20 protein-coding genes are annotated in these 15,940 nt (G+C 62.5%); 10 read left to right on the top strand and 10 right to left on the bottom strand.

The window, feature by feature from the left end; all coding sequences use genetic code 11:
• Nucleotides 1–105: 105 nt before the first annotated feature.
• The 9 genes from hisD to AACY13_RS03410 form a co-directional block, all read right to left on the bottom strand.
• Entirely contained in the window at nt 106–1,416 is a 1,311-nt protein-coding gene (gene hisD / locus AACY13_RS03450; RefSeq protein ID WP_339459330.1) for a histidinol dehydrogenase, read from the bottom strand.
• Nucleotides 1,417–1,539: 123 nt separating this feature from the next.
• Nucleotides 1,540–2,175: an ATP phosphoribosyltransferase gene (hisG, locus tag AACY13_RS03445; protein WP_339459329.1), complete on the bottom strand. Its 636-nt coding sequence runs from the start codon at nt 2,173–2,175 to the stop codon at nt 1,540–1,542.
• A 172-nt stretch (nt 2,176–2,347) separates the two neighbouring features.
• Nucleotides 2,348–3,613 carry a UDP-N-acetylglucosamine 1-carboxyvinyltransferase gene (murA, locus tag AACY13_RS03440; protein WP_339459328.1) on the bottom strand — a complete coding sequence of 422 codons (1,266 nt, stop codon included), beginning with the start codon at nt 3,611–3,613 and terminating at the stop codon, nt 2,348–2,350.
• A gap of 12 nt (nt 3,614–3,625) precedes the next feature.
• A complete protein-coding gene (locus AACY13_RS03435) occupies nt 3,626–3,865 on the bottom strand; it encodes a BolA family protein (protein WP_305622058.1) in 240 nt (79 codons plus the stop codon).
• Between the two features lie 215 nt (nt 3,866–4,080).
• On the bottom strand, nt 4,081–4,389 hold the full coding sequence (locus AACY13_RS03430) for an STAS domain-containing protein (protein WP_339459325.1): 309 nt from the start codon (nt 4,387–4,389) through the stop codon (nt 4,081–4,083).
• Complete coding sequence (locus AACY13_RS03425; protein WP_339459323.1) at nt 4,386–5,018, bottom strand: MlaC/ttg2D family ABC transporter substrate-binding protein; 633 nt, start codon at nt 5,016–5,018, stop codon at nt 4,386–4,388. The genes AACY13_RS03430 and AACY13_RS03425 overlap by 4 nt, the downstream gene beginning before the upstream one ends.
• Before the next feature lie 14 nt (nt 5,019–5,032).
• Nucleotides 5,033–5,503, bottom strand: a complete 471-nt coding sequence (gene mlaD / locus AACY13_RS03420; RefSeq protein WP_339459322.1) for an outer membrane lipid asymmetry maintenance protein MlaD — start codon at nt 5,501–5,503, stop codon at nt 5,033–5,035.
• A complete protein-coding gene (gene mlaE, locus AACY13_RS03415) occupies nt 5,503–6,297 on the bottom strand; it encodes a lipid asymmetry maintenance ABC transporter permease subunit MlaE (protein ID WP_339459320.1) in 795 nt (264 codons plus the stop codon). The genes mlaD and mlaE overlap by 1 nt, the downstream gene beginning before the upstream one ends.
• Nucleotides 6,297–7,106, bottom strand: coding sequence for an ATP-binding cassette domain-containing protein (locus tag AACY13_RS03410; protein WP_339459318.1), 810 nt, complete (start codon nt 7,104–7,106; stop codon nt 6,297–6,299). The genes mlaE and AACY13_RS03410 overlap by 1 nt, the downstream gene beginning before the upstream one ends.
• A 247-nt stretch (nt 7,107–7,353) precedes the next feature.
• On the opposite strand from AACY13_RS03410, the gene AACY13_RS03405 reads away from it, so the two are divergent.
• The 10 genes from AACY13_RS03405 (at nt 7,354) to AACY13_RS03360 (ending at nt 14,486) form a co-directional block, all read left to right on the top strand.
• Nucleotides 7,354–8,328: a KpsF/GutQ family sugar-phosphate isomerase gene (locus tag AACY13_RS03405; protein WP_339459317.1), complete on the top strand. Its 975-nt coding sequence runs from the start codon at nt 7,354–7,356 to the stop codon at nt 8,326–8,328.
• Nucleotides 8,328–8,867, top strand: coding sequence for a KdsC family phosphatase (locus AACY13_RS03400; protein WP_339459316.1), 540 nt, complete (start codon nt 8,328–8,330; stop codon nt 8,865–8,867). Before AACY13_RS03405 ends, AACY13_RS03400 begins: the two co-directional genes overlap by 1 nt.
• A gap of 8 nt (nt 8,868–8,875) precedes the next feature.
• On the top strand, nt 8,876–9,445 hold the full coding sequence (gene lptC, locus AACY13_RS03395; RefSeq protein WP_339459314.1) for an LPS export ABC transporter periplasmic protein LptC: 570 nt from the start codon (nt 8,876–8,878) through the stop codon (nt 9,443–9,445).
• On the top strand, nt 9,432–9,974 hold the full coding sequence (lptA, locus tag AACY13_RS03390) for a lipopolysaccharide transport periplasmic protein LptA (protein ID WP_339459313.1): 543 nt from the start codon (nt 9,432–9,434) through the stop codon (nt 9,972–9,974). The genes lptC and lptA overlap by 14 nt, the downstream gene beginning before the upstream one ends.
• Nucleotides 9,975–9,976: 2 nt before the next feature.
• On the top strand, nt 9,977–10,702 hold the full coding sequence (lptB, locus tag AACY13_RS03385) for an LPS export ABC transporter ATP-binding protein (protein WP_339459311.1): 726 nt from the start codon (nt 9,977–9,979) through the stop codon (nt 10,700–10,702).
• A 133-nt stretch (nt 10,703–10,835) separates the two neighbouring features.
• Entirely contained in the window at nt 10,836–12,350 is a 1,515-nt protein-coding gene (locus AACY13_RS03380; RefSeq protein WP_339459310.1) for an RNA polymerase factor sigma-54, read from the top strand.
• A 193-nt stretch (nt 12,351–12,543) separates the two neighbouring features.
• Nucleotides 12,544–12,852 carry a ribosome hibernation-promoting factor, HPF/YfiA family gene (gene hpf, locus AACY13_RS03375; RefSeq protein WP_339459309.1) on the top strand — a complete coding sequence of 103 codons (309 nt, stop codon included), beginning with the start codon at nt 12,544–12,546 and terminating at the stop codon, nt 12,850–12,852.
• Between the two features lie 15 nt (nt 12,853–12,867).
• On the top strand, nt 12,868–13,341 hold the full coding sequence (gene ptsN / locus AACY13_RS03370) for a PTS IIA-like nitrogen regulatory protein PtsN (protein ID WP_339459308.1): 474 nt from the start codon (nt 12,868–12,870) through the stop codon (nt 13,339–13,341).
• Nucleotides 13,342–13,343: 2 nt separating this feature from the next.
• Entirely contained in the window at nt 13,344–14,201 is an 858-nt protein-coding gene (rapZ, locus tag AACY13_RS03365; RefSeq protein ID WP_339459306.1) for an RNase adapter RapZ, read from the top strand.
• Between the two features lie 12 nt (nt 14,202–14,213).
• Entirely contained in the window at nt 14,214–14,486 is a 273-nt protein-coding gene (locus AACY13_RS03360) for an HPr family phosphocarrier protein (protein WP_339459305.1), read from the top strand.
• A 64-nt stretch (nt 14,487–14,550) separates the two neighbouring features.
• On the opposite strand, the gene pmbA is transcribed toward AACY13_RS03360, so the two are convergent.
• Complete coding sequence (pmbA, locus tag AACY13_RS03355) at nt 14,551–15,897, bottom strand: metalloprotease PmbA (protein ID WP_339459304.1); 1,347 nt, start codon at nt 15,895–15,897, stop codon at nt 14,551–14,553.
• Between the last annotated feature and the right edge of the window lie 43 nt (nt 15,898–15,940).

Genomic DNA, 15,940 nt, shown 5'->3' with positions numbered 1-15,940 from the left:
TTCGATTTGCTTGTGTAGGAGCCAGCTTGCTGTGGTCCGGCAATCCGGCGATCCACGCCAAAGAGCATCGCGAGCAAGCTCGCTCCTACGGGTTCGGTATTCGCCTCAGGGTTTGATGCGGTACTCGGCGCTACGCGCGTGAGCGGTCAGCGACTCGCCGCGGGCCAATACACTGGCGCTCTTGCCCAGTTCGGAGGCACCGGCGGCCGAGCAATGGATGATCGACGAGCGCTTCTGGAAGTCGTAGACCCCCAGCGGCGAGGAATAGCGCGCGGTGCCGGAGGTCGGCAGCACGTGGTTGGGGCCTGCGCAGTAGTCGCCCAGGGCCTCGGCGGTGTAGCGCCCCATAAAGATCGCCCCGGCGTGACGGATCAGCGGCAGGTACTGCTCGGGGTTTTCCACCGACAGCTCCAGGTGTTCCGGGGCGATACGGTTGGCCACCTCGATGGCCTGGGCCATATCGGCGACCTGAATCAGCGCGCCGCGGGCTTCCAGGGAGGCGCGGATGATCTCGGCGCGCTCCATGGTCGGCAGCAGTTTGGCAATGCTCTCGGCGACGCGGTCGAGGAAGGCGGCATCCGGGCTGAGCAGAATCGACTGGGCGTCTTCGTCGTGCTCGGCCTGGGAGAACAGGTCCATGGCGATCCAGTCCGGGTCGGTCTGGCCGTCGCAGACCACGAGGATTTCCGAGGGTCCGGCGATCATGTCGATGCCGACCTTGCCGAACACATGGCGCTTGGCGGTGGCCACATAGATGTTGCCGGGGCCGACGATCTTGTCCACCGGCGGCACGCTCTCGGTGCCATAGGCCAGCGCGGCAACCGCCTGGGCCCCGCCAATGGTGAATACCCGGTCGACCCCGGCGATGCAGGCGGCCGCCAGCACCAGCTCGTTGAGCTCGCCGCGCGGGGTCGGCACCACCATCACCACTTCGGGTACGCCGGCGACCTTGGCCGGGATGGTGTTCATCAATACCGAAGACGGGTAGGACGCCTTGCCCCCCGGCACATAGAGGCCGGCGCGGTCCAGCGGGGTGACCTTCTGCCCCAGCACCGTGCCGTCGGCCTCGGTGTAGGTCCAGGAATCCTGCTTCTGCTTCTCGTGATAGCTGCGCACCCGCTCGGCGGCGATTTCCAGCGCCTGACGCTGCTCCGCGGTGATGCGGGTCAGGGCCAGTTCCAGGCGCTCGCGCGGCAGGATCAGGTCGGCCATGCTGGCGACTTCCAGGCCGTCGAACTTCTGGGTGAACTCGACCAGGGCTGCATCGCCACGCTCGCGCACGGCCTTGATGATCTCCAGCACGCGATGGTTGACCGCATCGTCCGAGACACTTTCCCAGCTCAGCAGATGATCCAGATGACGGGCAAAGTCCTGGTCGGCGGCGTCGAGTCGGCGGATAGCGATAGCAGCGGTCATAGCGGGCCTCATGATTGGCAAATGCTCGGGCGTCGCTAGGCTACCAAGCCCACCGCATGGACGCCCGAGATAATTGGCTATGACACGGATAGGCAGACGCGGCGTATTGCCGCGTGAAGGGTATTAGCTCGGGTGTCGCGACTCGACCGCTTCGCGCAGGGTGTCGATCAACGCCTGGATGCGCGCGTGCTGCATCTTCATCGACGCCTTGTTGACGATCAGCCGCGAGCTGATGTGGGCGATCAGCTCCTGAGCCTCCAGACCGTTGGCGCGCAGGGTGTTGCCGGTGTCGACCACATCGATGATCTTGTCGGACAACCCCACCAACGGACCCAGCTCCATCGAACCGTACAGCTTGATGATATCGACCTGACGGCCCTGTTCGGCGTAGTAACGCTTGGCCACGTTGACGAACTTGGTGGCCACCCGCAGGCGTCCCTTGGGCTCGGCCGCGCCGACCGCACCGGCGGTCATCAGCTTGCAGCGGGCGATGCGCAGGTCCAGCGGCTCGTACAGGCCCTGGCCGCCGTACTCCATCAGCACATCCTTGCCGGCCACGCCGAGATCGGCGGCGCCATGTTCGACATAGGTCGGTACATCGGTGGCGCGGACGATCAGCAGGCGCACGTCATCCAGGGTGGTGGGGATGATCAGCTTGCGGCTTTTCTCCGGATTCTCGGTCGGCACGATGCCGGCCGCGGCAAGCAGCGGCAGGGTGTCGTCGAGAATGCGGCCTTTGGACAGCGCGATAGTCAGCATTTTTAATAAAAATCCTTAGAAGCTGTTTAAAAACGTCGCGAGCGCAGCTGAGACAAGGCGAAAACGGGCGAGGAAGCGGAGTTTACTGGTGTAAATGAGCATTCCGACTGGGCTCGCACCCGAGCCTGTTTTCAACGCAGTATCAGCTAGCGCAGCAGTTTTAAAACTGCTTCTAGCCCGGCACACGGCGAATTTTGGCACCTAACATCTGCAGTTTTTCCTCGATGCACTCGTAACCCCGGTCGATGTGATAGATGCGGTCGATCAGGGTATCGCCGTCGGCGACCAGAGCGGCGATTACCAGGCTGGCCGAGGCACGCAGATCGGTGGCCATGACCGGTGCGCCCTTGAGCTTGTCGACACCGGTGACGATCGCGGTATTGCCTTCAACCTGGATCTGCGCGCCCATGCGGCTCATTTCATAAACATGCATAAAGCGGTTTTCGAACACGGTTTCGATCACCGTGCCGGTGCCCTCGGCAATCGCGTTGAGGGCGATAAACTGCGCCTGCATATCGGTGGGGAACGCCGGATAAGGCGCGGTCCGCAGGTTGACGGCCTTCGGCCGCTTGCCCTTCATGTCCAGCTCGATCCAGTCGTTGCCGCAGGTGATTTCCGCCCCGGCTTCCTGCAGCTTGGCCAGCACCGCTTCCAGGGTGGTCGGATCGGTGTCCTTGAGCTTGACCCGGCCGCCTGTCGCCGCCGCCGCCACCAGGTAGGTACCGGTTTCGATACGGTCGGGCATCACATTGAAGCGTGCGCCGTGCAGGCGCTCGACGCCATCGATGGTGATGGTGTCGGTACCGGCACCGCTAATTTTCGCGCCCATGGCGATCAGGCAATTGGCCAGGTCGACCACTTCCGGCTCGCGCGCGGCGTTTTCCAGCACGCTACGACCCTTGGCCAGGCTCGCGGCCATCATGATGTTTTCGGTGCCGGTGACGCTCACGGTGTCGAAGAAGAAATGCGCACCGCGCAGACCGCCCTCGGGGGCCTTGGCCTTGATATAGCCGCCTTCCACATCGATGATCGCGCCCATGGCTTCCAGGCCACGGATATGCAGGTCGACCGGCCGCGAGCCGATGGCGCAACCACCCGGCAGGGCCACTTCGGCATAACCGAAACGCGCCACCATGGGCCCGAGCACCAGGATCGAGGCACGCATGGTTTTCACCAGTTCGTAGGGCGCGACCAGGGTCTTGATCGCCCGCGCATCCACTTCCACGCTGAGTTTTTCGTCGATCACCGGTTCGATGCCCATGCGCCCGAACAGCTCGATCATGGTGGTGATGTCATGCAGGTGCGGCAGGTTGCAGATGGTGATGGGGGCATCACCCAGCAGGGTGGCGGCGAGAATCGGCAGGGCGGAGTTCTTCGCCCCGGAGATGCGGATTTCGCCGTCGAGGCGCACACCGCCGGTAATAATCAGTTTGTCCATGATTCTCTCGGTTTAGGAGCGCGCGGCCCAATCGGCACGGCTGAAAAATTTCATGCTCACGGCGTGGATGCTGCCATCGGCAATCCAGGCGTTGAGGTGAGCGTAGATCTGCTGTTGACGCTTGACCGGGCTGAGGCCGGCCAACTCGTCGCTGATCAGGTTCAATTGGAAGTTGCAGCCTTCGCCTTCAACTTCCACCTGGGTATTCGGCAACTTAGCCTCCAGGAGGCTCTTCACTTCTAAGGCCTGCATGCTCAACCTCGATCAACGCATGGATTAACGACAGCAAAGCATGGGGCAGCCTGTCGAACGGATGACGAGCCCCGGGCAAAAATCGGACTTTACCTCGCCCGCAGCGATCAAGTCCGGCGGCAGCCAGGGCTCGCGGGTCGAGCATCATACAAAAAAGCCCATCCACTGCGAACCCCGCATCGTCGCCAGCCGACCAAAACCCGCTCTGCGCGGTCTCAGGACTCCAGCGGTAACACCTCGAGCAGGCCACAGACACCGGCAATCTGCCGCATATCCTCGGACAGGCCGCGCACCACCAGGCTTTTGCCCGCGGCCTCGGCGTCGCGCATAAAGGCCAACAACAGGGACAGGCCGACGCTGCTGGATTTGCTCACCGAAGCACAGTCGATCACACAGCCCGGCCCCTGGCTCGCACCGATCAGGCGCGCGCCCTGTTCACGCAGCGTCGGGGCGCTCAGGTAATCGAGCACGCCGTCGAGCCGCAACACGCCGGGACTCGCCTCGCCAATAGCGGCCTGACTCATGACTCACCCGAGCTCTGACGGGCCTTGGCGACGGTATCGCTCCAGGTGTCGATGACCTTGTTCAGGTCATTGCCGTTGTTCTGCATGGACTGGGCGAACTGATCGCGGAACAGCTTGCCGACGTTGATGCCGTTGATGATCACGTTGCGCATCTTCCAGGTGCCATCCTGGCTGACCATGGTGTAGGACAGCGGATAAATCGCGCCATTGCCATCCTTGATTTCCATATTCACCGCAGTGCGCTGCGGATCCTGCTTGCCGCTGACCGGTAGCACGCGGATGTCCTGGTTGTTGTATTCGAGCAAGGCATTGCCATAGAACTGCATCAGGCTGCGCTTGAAGTTTTCTTCGAAGCGCCGCATCTGCTCGGGGTTGGCCTGGCGCGAGAAGCGCACGGTCATCACGCCCCGGGAAATCCCCTCGACATCCACCACCGGACCGAGAATGTTGTTCAGCGCGTCGTAGAACGCCGCCGGATCGGTGCGGTATTGCTCCTTGTTTTCCTTGAGGTCGGCCAGCAGCTTGGTGGTGGTTTGCTGCACCACCTCATGGGCCGCCGGGGCCGCCCAGACGGACAGCGACATCAGGGCCAGGCAAAGGAACAGGCTGTTACGCAGTAACTTGATCATATTCACTACCTTTATCAATTGGCCTGGTCTTTATTGACCGAGTTGAGCAGAAACTTGCCAATCAGATCTTCCAATACAAGGGACGACTGGGTGTCGTGAATGGTTCCACCATCGCGCAACAACTCCTCTTCACCCCCCACGCTGATGCCGATGTACTTCTCGCCCAGCAGGCCGGCGGTGAGGATCGACGCCGTGGAGTCCAGCGGCAGATTGTCGACATCCTCATCGAGCACCATGGTCACGCGCCCGGTGTAGCTCTCGCGATCCAGGTCGATGGCCGTCACCTTGCCGATGGTCACCCCGGCCATGGTCACTTTCGACCTGACCGTAAGACCGGCGATATTCTCGAAGTGCGCGTAGACCTTATAGGTGCCGTCGCTGCTACCCACGGCCAAGCCGCTGACGCGCAGGGCCAAGAGCAACAAGGCCAACAACCCGGCCAACAGGAACAAGCCGACACCAACTTCCAGCGTGCGGTTCTGCATCAGAAATCTCCAAACATCAAAGCGGTCAGAATAAAGTCCAGCCCCAACACGGCCAGCGAGGCATACACCACGGTTTTGGTGGTGGCGCGGCTGATGCCTTCCGAAGTCGGCTCGCAGTCATAGCCCTGGAACACGGCGATCCAGGTCACGACAAAGGCGAAGACCATGCTCTTGATCACGCCATTGAGCACGTCTTCGCGAAATGAAACGCTACTTTGCATATTGGCCCAGAACGAGCCCTCGTAAACCCCAAGCCAGTCGATGGCGACCATGGCCCCACCCCAGATGCCGACCACGCTGAAAATCATCGCCAGCAAGGGCATCGAGATAAAACCGGCCCACAGCCGCGGCGCGACTATGTACTTGAGCGGGTCGACCCCGATCATCGCCAGGCTGGAGAGCTGCTCGGTGGACTTCATATTGCCGATTTCCGCGGTCAGCGCCGAACCGGCGCGCCCAGCGAACAACAAGGCGGTGACCACCGGCCCCAGCTCGCGCAGCAGGGTCAGGGCGACCATCTGCCCCACCGCCTGCTCCGAACCGTATTGGGTCAGGATGCTGAAGCCCTGCAGCGACAGCACCATGCCGATAAACAGCCCCGATACCACGATGATCGCCAGGGACATCACCCCCACCGAATAGAGCTGCTTGACCAGCAACTGGAAGCCGTTGCGCGAACCGCCGCCGAATAACGCCCGCAGCAGAAACAGACTGGAGCGACCCAGCGTGGCCACCACGTCGATACCGGCCCGGCCGAACAGGCGAACCCGCTCGAGCACAGATGTCTTGCGCATCAGCGCCCCCCCAATAGATCGTCGCGGTAGTTGGCCGCCGGAAAGTGGAAGGGTACCGGCCCGTCGGGGATACCCTGCATAAACTGGCGCACCCGCGGGTTGTCCGATTTCATCAGCTCGTCCGGGGTGCCCTGGCCCAGCACCTGGGTGTCGCCCACCACATAGATGTAGTCGGCGATGCTGGCGGTTTCCGCCAGATCGTGGGAGACCACGATGCTGGTAATCCCCAGGGCATCGCTGAGCAGGCGAATCAAGCGCACCAGCACGCCCATGGCGATGGGGTCCTGGCCGACAAAGGGTTCGTCGTACATCAGAATCTGCGGATCCAGGGCGATGGCGCGAGCCAGGGCCACGCGGCGCTTCATGCCGCCGGACAGCTCGTCCGGCATCAGCTCGAGGGCACCGCGCAGGCCCACCGCCTGCAGCTTCATCAGGACGATGTCGCGGATCATTTCCTCGGGCAGCTGGGTGTGCACCCGCAGCGGGAAGGCCACGTTCTCGAACACATCCAGGTCGGTGAACAACGCGCCACTCTGGAACAGCACGCCCATCTGCTTGCGCATGTCGAACAGCTCGCTGCGCGACAGCGTGGGCAGGTTTACGCCATTGACCCAGACCTCGCCCTCGCTCGGCCGCAGCTCGGCGGCGATCAGGCGCAGCAGGGTGGTTTTGCCGCAGCCGGACGGCCCCATGATGCCGACGACCTTGCCACGGGGAATGCGAATATCGATATTGCTGAAGATATCCCGCTCGCCGCGCTTGAAGCTCAGGCTCTTCAGCTCTACGGCATATGGGTTCTCGGCGCTCATCTGGACTCCTTGCTCTAACGCTTGCCTGACAGACGCAGCATCCCGAAAAAAGGGCACTACAACCGCCGAACGGACCGAAAATGGGCGCGAACTATACCACTAGGCTTTTCCCGACCCAAGATTGAACATGTGATGCCAGATAACAGTTTGCACAACCGCTCGAGCAGCGAGTCGTGCTGGAAGTGCTGGGCAGGCGCACCTTTCCCGCTATAATCCTCGACTTTTACTCAGCCGCCCTAGAGACGCCATGAGCCAGCCCAACGAACTGATCCAATCCGCGCAGCGCACCATCCGCCTCGAACTCGAAGCGATCGAGGACCTGCTGCAACGCATCAACGGCGATTTCGTCCGCGCCTGCGAGCTGATTCTGGGCAGCAAGGGCCGCGTGGTCGTGGTGGGCATGGGCAAATCCGGGCATATCGGCAACAAGATCGCCGCCACCCTGGCCAGCACCGGCACCACCGCCTTCTTCGTCCATCCGGCCGAAGCCAGCCATGGCGACATGGGCATGATCACCCGCGACGACGTGGTGCTGGCCCTGTCCAACTCCGGCTCGACGGCGGAAATCGTCACCCTGCTGCCGCTGATCAAACGCCTCGGCATCACCCTGATCAGCATGACCGGCAACCCCAATTCGCCCCTGGCCAAGGCCGCCGAAGTCAACCTGGACGCCCAGGTCTCCCAGGAAGCCTGCCCACTGAATCTGGCACCGACCTCCTCGACCACCGTGTCCCTGGTGCTCGGCGACGCCCTGGCCATCGCCCTGCTGGAAGCCCGCGGCTTTACCGCCGAAGACTTCGCCTTTTCCCACCCCGGCGGAGCCCTGGGCCGCCGCCTGCTGCTGAAAGTGGAAAACGTCATGCACGCCGGCAGCGCCCTGCCCCGCGTGCAGCGCGGCACCTCGTTGCGTGATGCCCTGCTGGAAATGACCCAGAAAGGCCTGGGCATGACCGTGGTGGTGGAAAGCGACGGCCGCCTGGCCGGGGTCTTCACCGACGGCGACCTGCGCCGCACCTTGGATCGCGGCATCGACGTACGCCAGGCCCTGATCGACGATGTGATGACCGCCCACGGCAAGACCGCCCGCGCCGAGATGCTCGCCGCCGAGGCCCTGAAAATCATGGAAGACCACAAGATCAGCGGCCTGGTGGTGGTCGACAGCAACGACCACCCGGTCGGTGCGCTGAATATGCACGACCTGCTGCGCGCCGGAGTAATGTGATGACCCTAGAAACGCTCAACCCTGACCTGCTGCAACGCGCCCAAGGCGTCAAACTGGCCATTTTCGATGTCGACGGTGTGCTCACCGACGGCAAACTGTACTTCCTGGTCGACGGCAGCGAGTTCAAGACCTTCAATACCCTCGACGGCCACGGCATCAAGATGCTGATCAACTCCGGAGTGCGCACCGCCATCATCAGCGGGCGCAAGACCCCGGTGGTCGAGCGCCGTGCGCAGAACCTGGGCATCCAGCACCTGTACCAGGGCCGTGAAGACAAGCTGGTGGTGCTCGACGAGCTGCTCGGTGAACTGGGCCTGAGTTATGCGCAGGTGGCCTACCTGGGCGACGACCTGCCGGACCTGCCGGTGATCCGCCGGGTAGGCCTGGGCATGGCCGTGGCCAGCGCCGACGCCTTCGTCCGCCAGCACGCCCATGGGGTAACCCAGGCCCGCGGCGGCGAAGGGGCCGCCCGCGAGTTCTGCGAACTTATCATGCGCGCCCAGGGCAGCCTCGAAGCCGCCCAAGCCGCCTACCTATAGAGCCCATCATGTCGCGCAAACTGCTCAACATTGCCCTGCTCGCCTGCGCCGCCGCGCTTCTGGTGGCGCTCGGCTACTGGAACATCAACCCCGCAAGCTTCTCCGAGCGGGACAAACCGGGGACCGCGCAGAACACCATCGATTTCTACGCGACCACTATCCGCACCGTGCAGTACATGCCCGACGGCTCGCTGCACTACGAGGTCACCGCGGACAAGACCGAACATATCCAGAGCACCGACATCACCCTGCTCAGCAACCCCGACATGCAGCTGTACCGCGGCGACGAGCTGCCGTGGAACATCAGCAGCGAGCGCGGCGAAGTCGCCCCCGCCGGCAAGGAAGTCGAGCTGATCGACAAGGTGCGTATCGCCCGCACCGACGCCAAGGGCCGCCCGACCATTCTCACCACCAGCCGCCTGACCGTATTCCCGGATAAGGAATATGCGCAGACCGAGCAAGCCGTTAGAATCGACGCCGCCAATGGGGTGACCACGGCACAAGGAATGAAAGCGTACTTGAATGACGGCAGGATGCTCCTGCTGTCCAATGTAAGAGGTCAGCATGAGGCTCGTTAAAACCCTCCCCCTTCTTTTCGGTCTCAGCGCCGCGCTCGGAAGCATCAGCGCCTGGGCCCTGCCGTCGGATCGCGAACAGCCGATCCGGATCCAGGCCGACAGCGCCGAACTTGACGACAAGAAAGGTGTGGCCGTGTACCGCGGCACCGTGGTCATCACCCAGGGAACGCTGAAGATCACGGGCGACACCGTGACCATCACCCAGACCGCGGCGGGCGATATCGACGTGTTCACCGCCGTCGGCAAGCCCGCCTATTACGAGCAGTTGCCAGCCGCCGACAAGCAGATCGTCAAGGCCTACGGCCTGACCATCCAGTACTTCGCCGCCAACGAGCGCATCGTGCTGATCGACCAGGCCAAGGTGATCCAGGAAGGCAACACCTTCGAAGGCGAGAAGATCGTCTATGACACCCAGCGCCAGATCGTCAACGCCGGCCGCGCCACTGGCAGCAATGTCAGCGTGCCACGGCCGCGAATCGACATGGTGATCCAGCCGAAGAACAAACCAGCCGACCAGCAGGCGCAGTAACCATGGCCACATTGAAAGCCCAGCACCTGGCCAAGAGCTACAAAGGCCGCCAAGTCGTGCGCGACGTCAGCCTGAGCATCGACAGCGGGCAGATCGTCGGCCTGCTCGGCCCCAACGGCGCGGGCAAGACCACCTGCTTCTACATGATCGTCGGCTTGGTCCAGGCCGACCAGGGCCGCGTCCTGATCGACGACCTCGACGTCAGCCACCAGCCCATGCACGGCCGCGCCCGCGCCGGCATCGGCTACCTGCCGCAGGAAGCCTCGATCTTTCGCAAGCTCAGCGTGGCCGACAACATCATGGCCATCCTGGAAACCCGCAAGGACCTGGACCGCACAGAGCGGCGCAAGGAGCTGGAAAGCCTGCTGCAGGAGTTTCATATCAGCCATATCCGCGACAACCTCGGTATGAGCCTGTCCGGCGGCGAACGCCGGCGTGTGGAAATCGCCCGCGCCCTGGCGACCTCGCCCAAGTTCATCCTGCTCGACGAACCCTTTGCCGGGGTCGACCCGATCTCGGTCGGCGATATCAAACAGATCATCTACCACCTCAAGGCCAAGGGTATCGGCGTACTGATCACCGATCACAACGTACGCGAGACCCTGGACATCTGCGAAACCGCCTACATTGTCAGTGACGGCCAACTGATCGCCGAAGGCGACGCCGAAGCCATCCTGGCCAACCAGACGGTCAAAGAGGTGTACCTGGGACATGAGTTCCGCCTGTAACAGGGGCTTTTCTCACGCAAACAAGCGCCACCCCTAGGCAAACCCCTTAGAGTCAGGCATATAATTTGCTTCCTTGTGGCGCCTCCGCGCCCTGTAGTGGATTGCGCACAGACGCCGGTAAATAAGGTCTGCAATGAAACCATCGCTAGTCCTGAAGATGGGCCAGCAGCTGACGATGACACCGCAGCTGCAACAGGCCATTCGCCTACTCCAACTGTCGACCCTGGATCTGCAACAAGAGATCCAGGAGGCACTGGAATCCAATCCGATGCTCGAACGCCAGGAAGACGGCGAAGATTTCGACAACTCGGACCCCATGGCCGATGGTGCGGAGAGCGCCACTTCCAGCGAACAGCAAGAGCCCACGTTCCAGGAGCCCAGCTACCAGGAAAACACCCAGACTGTGGACAACCTGGAGGAAGGCGACTGGAACGAGCGCATTCCCAACGAGCTGCCCGTCGATACCGCCTGGGAAGACATCTACCAGACCAGCGCCAGCAGCCTGCCGAGCAGCAGCAACGACGATGACGAGTGGGACTTCACCACCCGCACCTCCAGCGGCGAGAGCCTGCAGAGCCATATGCTCTGGCAGCTCAATCTTTCGCCCATGTCCGACAAGGACCGCCTGATCGCGGTGACCCTGATCGACTGCATCAACGAGCAGGGCTATCTGGAAGAAACCCTGGAAGAAGTGGTCGAGGCCTTCGACCCGGAGCTGGACATCGAACTGGACGAAGTCGAGGCCGTGCTGCACCGCATCCAGCAGTTCGAGCCCGCCGGCATTGCCGCGCGCAACCTCGGCGAATGCCTGCTCCTGCAACTGCGCCAACTGCCGGCCAAGACCCCCTGGCTGAGCGAGGCCCAGCGCCTGGCCAGCGACTACCTCGACCTGCTCGGCAGCCGCGATTACAGCCAGCTGATGCGCCGCATGAAGCTCAAGGAAGACGAGCTGCGCCAGGTTATCGAGCTGATCCAGAGCCTCAACCCGCGCCCCGGCTCGCAGATCGAATCGAGCGAGCCGGAATACGTGGTGCCGGACGTGATCGTGCGCAAGCACAACGAACGCTGGCTGGTGGAGCTGAACCAGGAAGCCATGCCGCGCCTGCGGGTCAACGCGCAGTACGCCGGTTTTGTGAAGCGTGCCGACTCCAGTGCCGACAACACCTTTATGCGCAACCAGCTGCAGGAAGCGCGCTGGTTTATCAAGAGCCTGCAAAGCCGCAACGAAACCCTGATGAAGGTCGCCACGCAGATCGTCGAACACCAGCGCGGCTTCCTCGACTACGGCGACGAGGCGATGAAACCTCTGGTGCTGCACGATATCGCCGAGGCCGTGGGCATGCACGAGTCGACCATCTCGCGGGTCACCACACAGAAATTCATGCACACCCCGCGCGGCATTTACGAGCTGAAATACTTCTTCTCCAGCCACGTCAGTACCTCCGAGGGCGGCGAATGCTCGTCCACCGCAATCCGCGCCATCATCAAAAAACTGGTCGCCGCGGAAAATGCAAAAAAGCCGTTGAGTGACAGCAAGATCGCTGGTTTACTGGAGGCACAGGGCATTCAAGTAGCCCGCCGTACAGTCGCAAAGTACCGTGAATCCCTCGGGATAGCGCCATCCAGCGAGCGCAAGCGATTGATCTAGGGCGGCACAAGAAGGAAGACGGTTCACACTGCACAAAACAACACCCGGCCTCGCCTTTGCGCGCAAGCAGCTCTGCTGCCTATACGCGCCGGCGACAGTGCCAGACTCGTTCTGCCAGGGTCTTCCACGCCACAGTGTTCCGGCGGCAGGCCTATTGCCTGCCTCTTACACACGGCAACAAGGAGAATGCGGTATGCAAGTCAACATCAGTGGACATCAGCTGGATGTGACCGACGCCATGCGCGCCTATATCGACGAAAAACTCGGTCGACTGGAGCGCCACTTCGACAAAATCACCAATGTGCAAGTCATCATGGAGGTCGAGAAGCTCAAGCAGAAAATCGAAGCGACCCTGCACATTGCCGGCGGTGAAGTCGTCGCCAATGCGGTACACGACGACATGTACGCCGCCATCGATTTACTCACCGACAAACTCGATCGCCAACTCATCAAGCACAAGGAAAAACAGCTCGACCGTCAACAGGGCGCACTGGCCCGCTGACCTCGCCTATCTCCTATGATCCGACTTGAAACTATCCTGACCCCCGGCCGTTCCCTGGTGAACGTGCCGGGCGGCAGCAAAAAACGTGTTCTCGAACAGATTGCCAACCTGGTGGCGCGCGAGCTGCCCGACCTGGATGGCCAAGATATATTCGAAAGCCTGATCGCCCGCGAAAAACTCGGCTCGACCGGTTTCGGCAATGGCATCGCCATTCCGCACTGTCGCCTGCCCGGTTGCAACGCGCCGATCAGTGCCCTGCTGAAACTGGATGCCGCGGTGGACTTCGACGCCATCGACGGCGCGCCGGTCGATCTGCTGTTTGTCCTGCTGGTTCCCGAAGCGGCGACCGACGCCCACCTGGAACTGCTGCGACAGATCGCCAGCATGCTCGACCGCAGCGACGTGCGCGACCGCCTGCGCCAGGCTCAGAGCAGTGAGTCCCTGTACCAGGTGGTGGTGGACGTGCAAAGCCAACTCAATCGAGCCTGAGCATGCGCCTGATCATCGTCAGCGGTCGCTCCGGCTCCGGCAAAAGCACCGCCCTCGATGTACTTGAGGACAACGGTTTCTATTGCATCGACAACCTGCCGGCAGGCCTGCTCCCGGAGCTGGCCGAACGCGCCCTGCTGCATACCGAGCTGCTGCACCCGCAAGTGGCCGTGTCGATCGACGCGCGCAACCTGCCCAGCCACCTCAAGCGTTTCCCCGAGCTGCTCGACGAGGTGCGCGCACGGCATATCAAATGCGACGTGATCTACCTCGACGCCGATGAAGAGACTCTGCTCAAGCGCTTCTCCGAGACCCGCCGGCGCCACCCGCTGACCAACGAGAGCCGCTCGCTGGCCGAGGCCATTGCCGACGAAAGCCTGCTCCTGGGCCCGATCATCGATCTGGCCGACCTGAAGATCGACACCACCCACCTCAACCTCTACCAGTTGCGCGACAGCCTCAAGCTGCGCCTGCTCAACCAGCCGGAGCCGGGTACCGCCTTTCTTATCGAGTCCTTCGGCTTCAAGCGCGGTATGCCGGTGGATGCCGACCTGGTGTTCGACGTGCGCTGCCTGCCCAACCCCTACTGGAAACCGGACCTGCGCGACTACTCCGGCCTGGATCAACCGGTGGCCGACTACCTCTCGGCCCAGGCCGATGTCGAAGACATGTACCAGGACATCTTCGCCTACCTGACCAAGTGGCTGCCGCGCTTTGCCGCCAGCAACCGCGCCTATGTCACGGTCGCGATCGGCTGCACCGGCGGCCATCATCGTTCGGTATACCTGGCCAACCGCCTCGGCGAAGCCCTCAAGCCCATCCTGAAGAACGTCCAGATTCGCCACCGCGACCTCAGTTAAGGAATTGCCGCGATGCCCGCCTGCGAAATCACCATCATCAACAAGCTTGGTCTGCACGCCCGTGCCGCCGCCAAGTTTGTTGGCGTCGCCGGCCGCTTCCCCTGCCAGGTCAAGATCGGCCGCGCCCCGGACAGCCTGGTGGACGGCAAGAGCATCATGGCGGTGATGATGCTCGCCGCCGGCAAAGGCACGCCCGTGCACCTGCATACCGAGGGCGAACAGGACGGTGAGGCGCTCAATGCCCTCAGCGAGCTGATCAACAACTACTTCGACGAAGGCGAATAGCGGATCGAAGCAATAAAAAGGGGCTGAGCGCTTAAGCGACAGCCCCTTTTTCATACAGCCCGAATCAACTACCGGCCACCGTCATCCGCTCGACCAGCACCGAGCCGGTGCGGATATTGCTGCGCAGTTCCAGATCATTACCCACAGCGACAATCTGCCGGAACATATCCCGCATATTGCCGGCGATAGTGACTTCCTGCACCGGGAACTGGATCTCGCCGTTCTCCACCCAGTAGCCGCCCGCGCCGCGGGAATAGTCGCCGGTGACCATGTTCAGGCCCTGGCCCATCAACTCGGTGACCAGCAGACCGCGGCCCATGCGTTTGAGCAACGCTTTCTGGTCTTCATCGCCATGGCTGACGAACAGGTTGTGCACACCACCGGCATTGGCGGTGCTGGGCATGCCCAGCTTGCGCCCGGAATAGGTGCCCAACACGTAGGAGAGCAACTCGCCACGCTCGACAAAGGACTTGGCGTAGGTGGCCAGACCGTCGCCGTCGAAGGCGGCGCTGCCCAACGCGCGGGGGATATGCGGACGCTCGTCGAGCGTCAGCCACTCGGGAAACAGCTGCTGACCCAGTGTGCCTTCGAGAAAGGAGGACTTGCGGTACAGGTTGCCGCCGGAAATCGCCGCCAGGAAACTGCCGAACAGACCGGTGGCCAACTCGGCTGCAAACAGCACCGGCACCTCGCAGGTCGGCACCGGGCGCGCGCCCAAACGGCTCACCGCGCGCTCGGCGGCGCGCCGGCCGATGCTGCCGGCATCGGCCAGCAGCTCGCCCTGGCGATTGACGTCATACCAGTAGTCGCGCTGCATCTGCCCACCGTCTTCGGCGATCATCACGCAGCTCAGGCTGTGCCGAGTGCTGGCATAACCGCTGACAAAGCCATGGCTGTTGCCATACACCCGGCAACCTTGATGGGTATTGAGGGTGGTGCCGTCTGCGTTCTTGATCCGTCCATCCGCGGCAAAAGCCGCCGCCTCGCAGCTCAAGGCCTGCTCGATGGCCTGCTCCGGGGTGATCGACCAGGCATGGTAAAGATCCAGCTGCGGCAGTTCGCGGGCCATCAAACCGGCATCGGCCAGGCCGGCGCATTCGTCCTCGGAGGCATGCTTGGCAATCGCCAGGGCGGCCGCGACGGTCTCGCGAATGGCCGCCTCACCGCTGGCCGAGGTACTGGCCGAACCCTTGCGCTGGCCGACATAGAGGGTGATGCCAAAGCCCTGATCACGGTTGAACTCGACGGTTTCCACCTCGCGCTGACGCACCGTGGTGGACAGGCCCTGCTCCACCGACACGGCCACTTCGCAGGCGCTGGCACCCTGCTTGCGGGCCTCGGCAATAATCTGCTCGACCTGGGCCTGCAATTGCGGCACCGCCTGGGGGCCGACTATATCTACTTCACTCATAAACACTCCTGAACGATAAGCTGCAGCACGGCCAGACAAGCCA

The organism is Pseudomonas sp. EA_105y_Pfl2_R69 (assembly GCF_963970915.1).
In the GTDB taxonomy this organism is placed as follows: Bacteria; Pseudomonadota; Gammaproteobacteria; order Pseudomonadales; family Pseudomonadaceae; genus Aquipseudomonas.
This window is presented reverse-complemented; position numbering and strand designations above follow the sequence as displayed.

What these genes read in the sequence shown, in the direction of transcription:
- AACY13_RS03380 (WP_339459310.1), top strand. Translation starts at nt 10,836, where the DNA reads ATGAAACCATCGCTAGTCCTGAAGATGGGCCAGCAGCTGACGATGACA.
- hisD (WP_339459330.1), bottom strand. Translation starts at nt 1,416, where the DNA reads ATGACCGCTGCTATCGCTATCCGCCGACTCGACGCCGCCGACCAGGAC.
- AACY13_RS03405 (WP_339459317.1), top strand. Translation starts at nt 7,354, where the DNA reads ATGAGCCAGCCCAACGAACTGATCCAATCCGCGCAGCGCACCATCCGC.
- AACY13_RS03400 (WP_339459316.1), top strand. Translation starts at nt 8,328, where the DNA reads ATGACCCTAGAAACGCTCAACCCTGACCTGCTGCAACGCGCCCAAGGC.
- AACY13_RS03425 (WP_339459323.1), bottom strand. Translation starts at nt 5,018, where the DNA reads ATGATCAAGTTACTGCGTAACAGCCTGTTCCTTTGCCTGGCCCTGATG.
- murA (WP_339459328.1), bottom strand. Translation starts at nt 3,613, where the DNA reads ATGGACAAACTGATTATTACCGGCGGTGTGCGCCTCGACGGCGAAATC.
- AACY13_RS03360 (WP_339459305.1), top strand. Translation starts at nt 14,214, where the DNA reads ATGCCCGCCTGCGAAATCACCATCATCAACAAGCTTGGTCTGCACGCC.
- ptsN (WP_339459308.1), top strand. Translation starts at nt 12,868, where the DNA reads ATGATCCGACTTGAAACTATCCTGACCCCCGGCCGTTCCCTGGTGAAC.
- rapZ (WP_339459306.1), top strand. Translation starts at nt 13,344, where the DNA reads ATGCGCCTGATCATCGTCAGCGGTCGCTCCGGCTCCGGCAAAAGCACC.
- hpf (WP_339459309.1), top strand. Translation starts at nt 12,544, where the DNA reads ATGCAAGTCAACATCAGTGGACATCAGCTGGATGTGACCGACGCCATG.
- AACY13_RS03435 (WP_305622058.1), bottom strand. Translation starts at nt 3,865, where the DNA reads ATGCAGGCCTTAGAAGTGAAGAGCCTCCTGGAGGCTAAGTTGCCGAAT.
- AACY13_RS03430 (WP_339459325.1), bottom strand. Translation starts at nt 4,389, where the DNA reads ATGAGTCAGGCCGCTATTGGCGAGGCGAGTCCCGGCGTGTTGCGGCTC.
- pmbA (WP_339459304.1), bottom strand. Translation starts at nt 15,897, where the DNA reads ATGAGTGAAGTAGATATAGTCGGCCCCCAGGCGGTGCCGCAATTGCAG.
- AACY13_RS03410 (WP_339459318.1), bottom strand. Translation starts at nt 7,106, where the DNA reads ATGAGCGCCGAGAACCCATATGCCGTAGAGCTGAAGAGCCTGAGCTTC.
- lptA (WP_339459313.1), top strand. Translation starts at nt 9,432, where the DNA reads ATGAGGCTCGTTAAAACCCTCCCCCTTCTTTTCGGTCTCAGCGCCGCG.
- mlaE (WP_339459320.1), bottom strand. Translation starts at nt 6,297, where the DNA reads ATGCGCAAGACATCTGTGCTCGAGCGGGTTCGCCTGTTCGGCCGGGCC.
- lptB (WP_339459311.1), top strand. Translation starts at nt 9,977, where the DNA reads ATGGCCACATTGAAAGCCCAGCACCTGGCCAAGAGCTACAAAGGCCGC.
- mlaD (WP_339459322.1), bottom strand. Translation starts at nt 5,503, where the DNA reads ATGCAGAACCGCACGCTGGAAGTTGGTGTCGGCTTGTTCCTGTTGGCC.
- lptC (WP_339459314.1), top strand. Translation starts at nt 8,876, where the DNA reads ATGTCGCGCAAACTGCTCAACATTGCCCTGCTCGCCTGCGCCGCCGCG.
- hisG (WP_339459329.1), bottom strand. Translation starts at nt 2,175, where the DNA reads ATGCTGACTATCGCGCTGTCCAAAGGCCGCATTCTCGACGACACCCTG.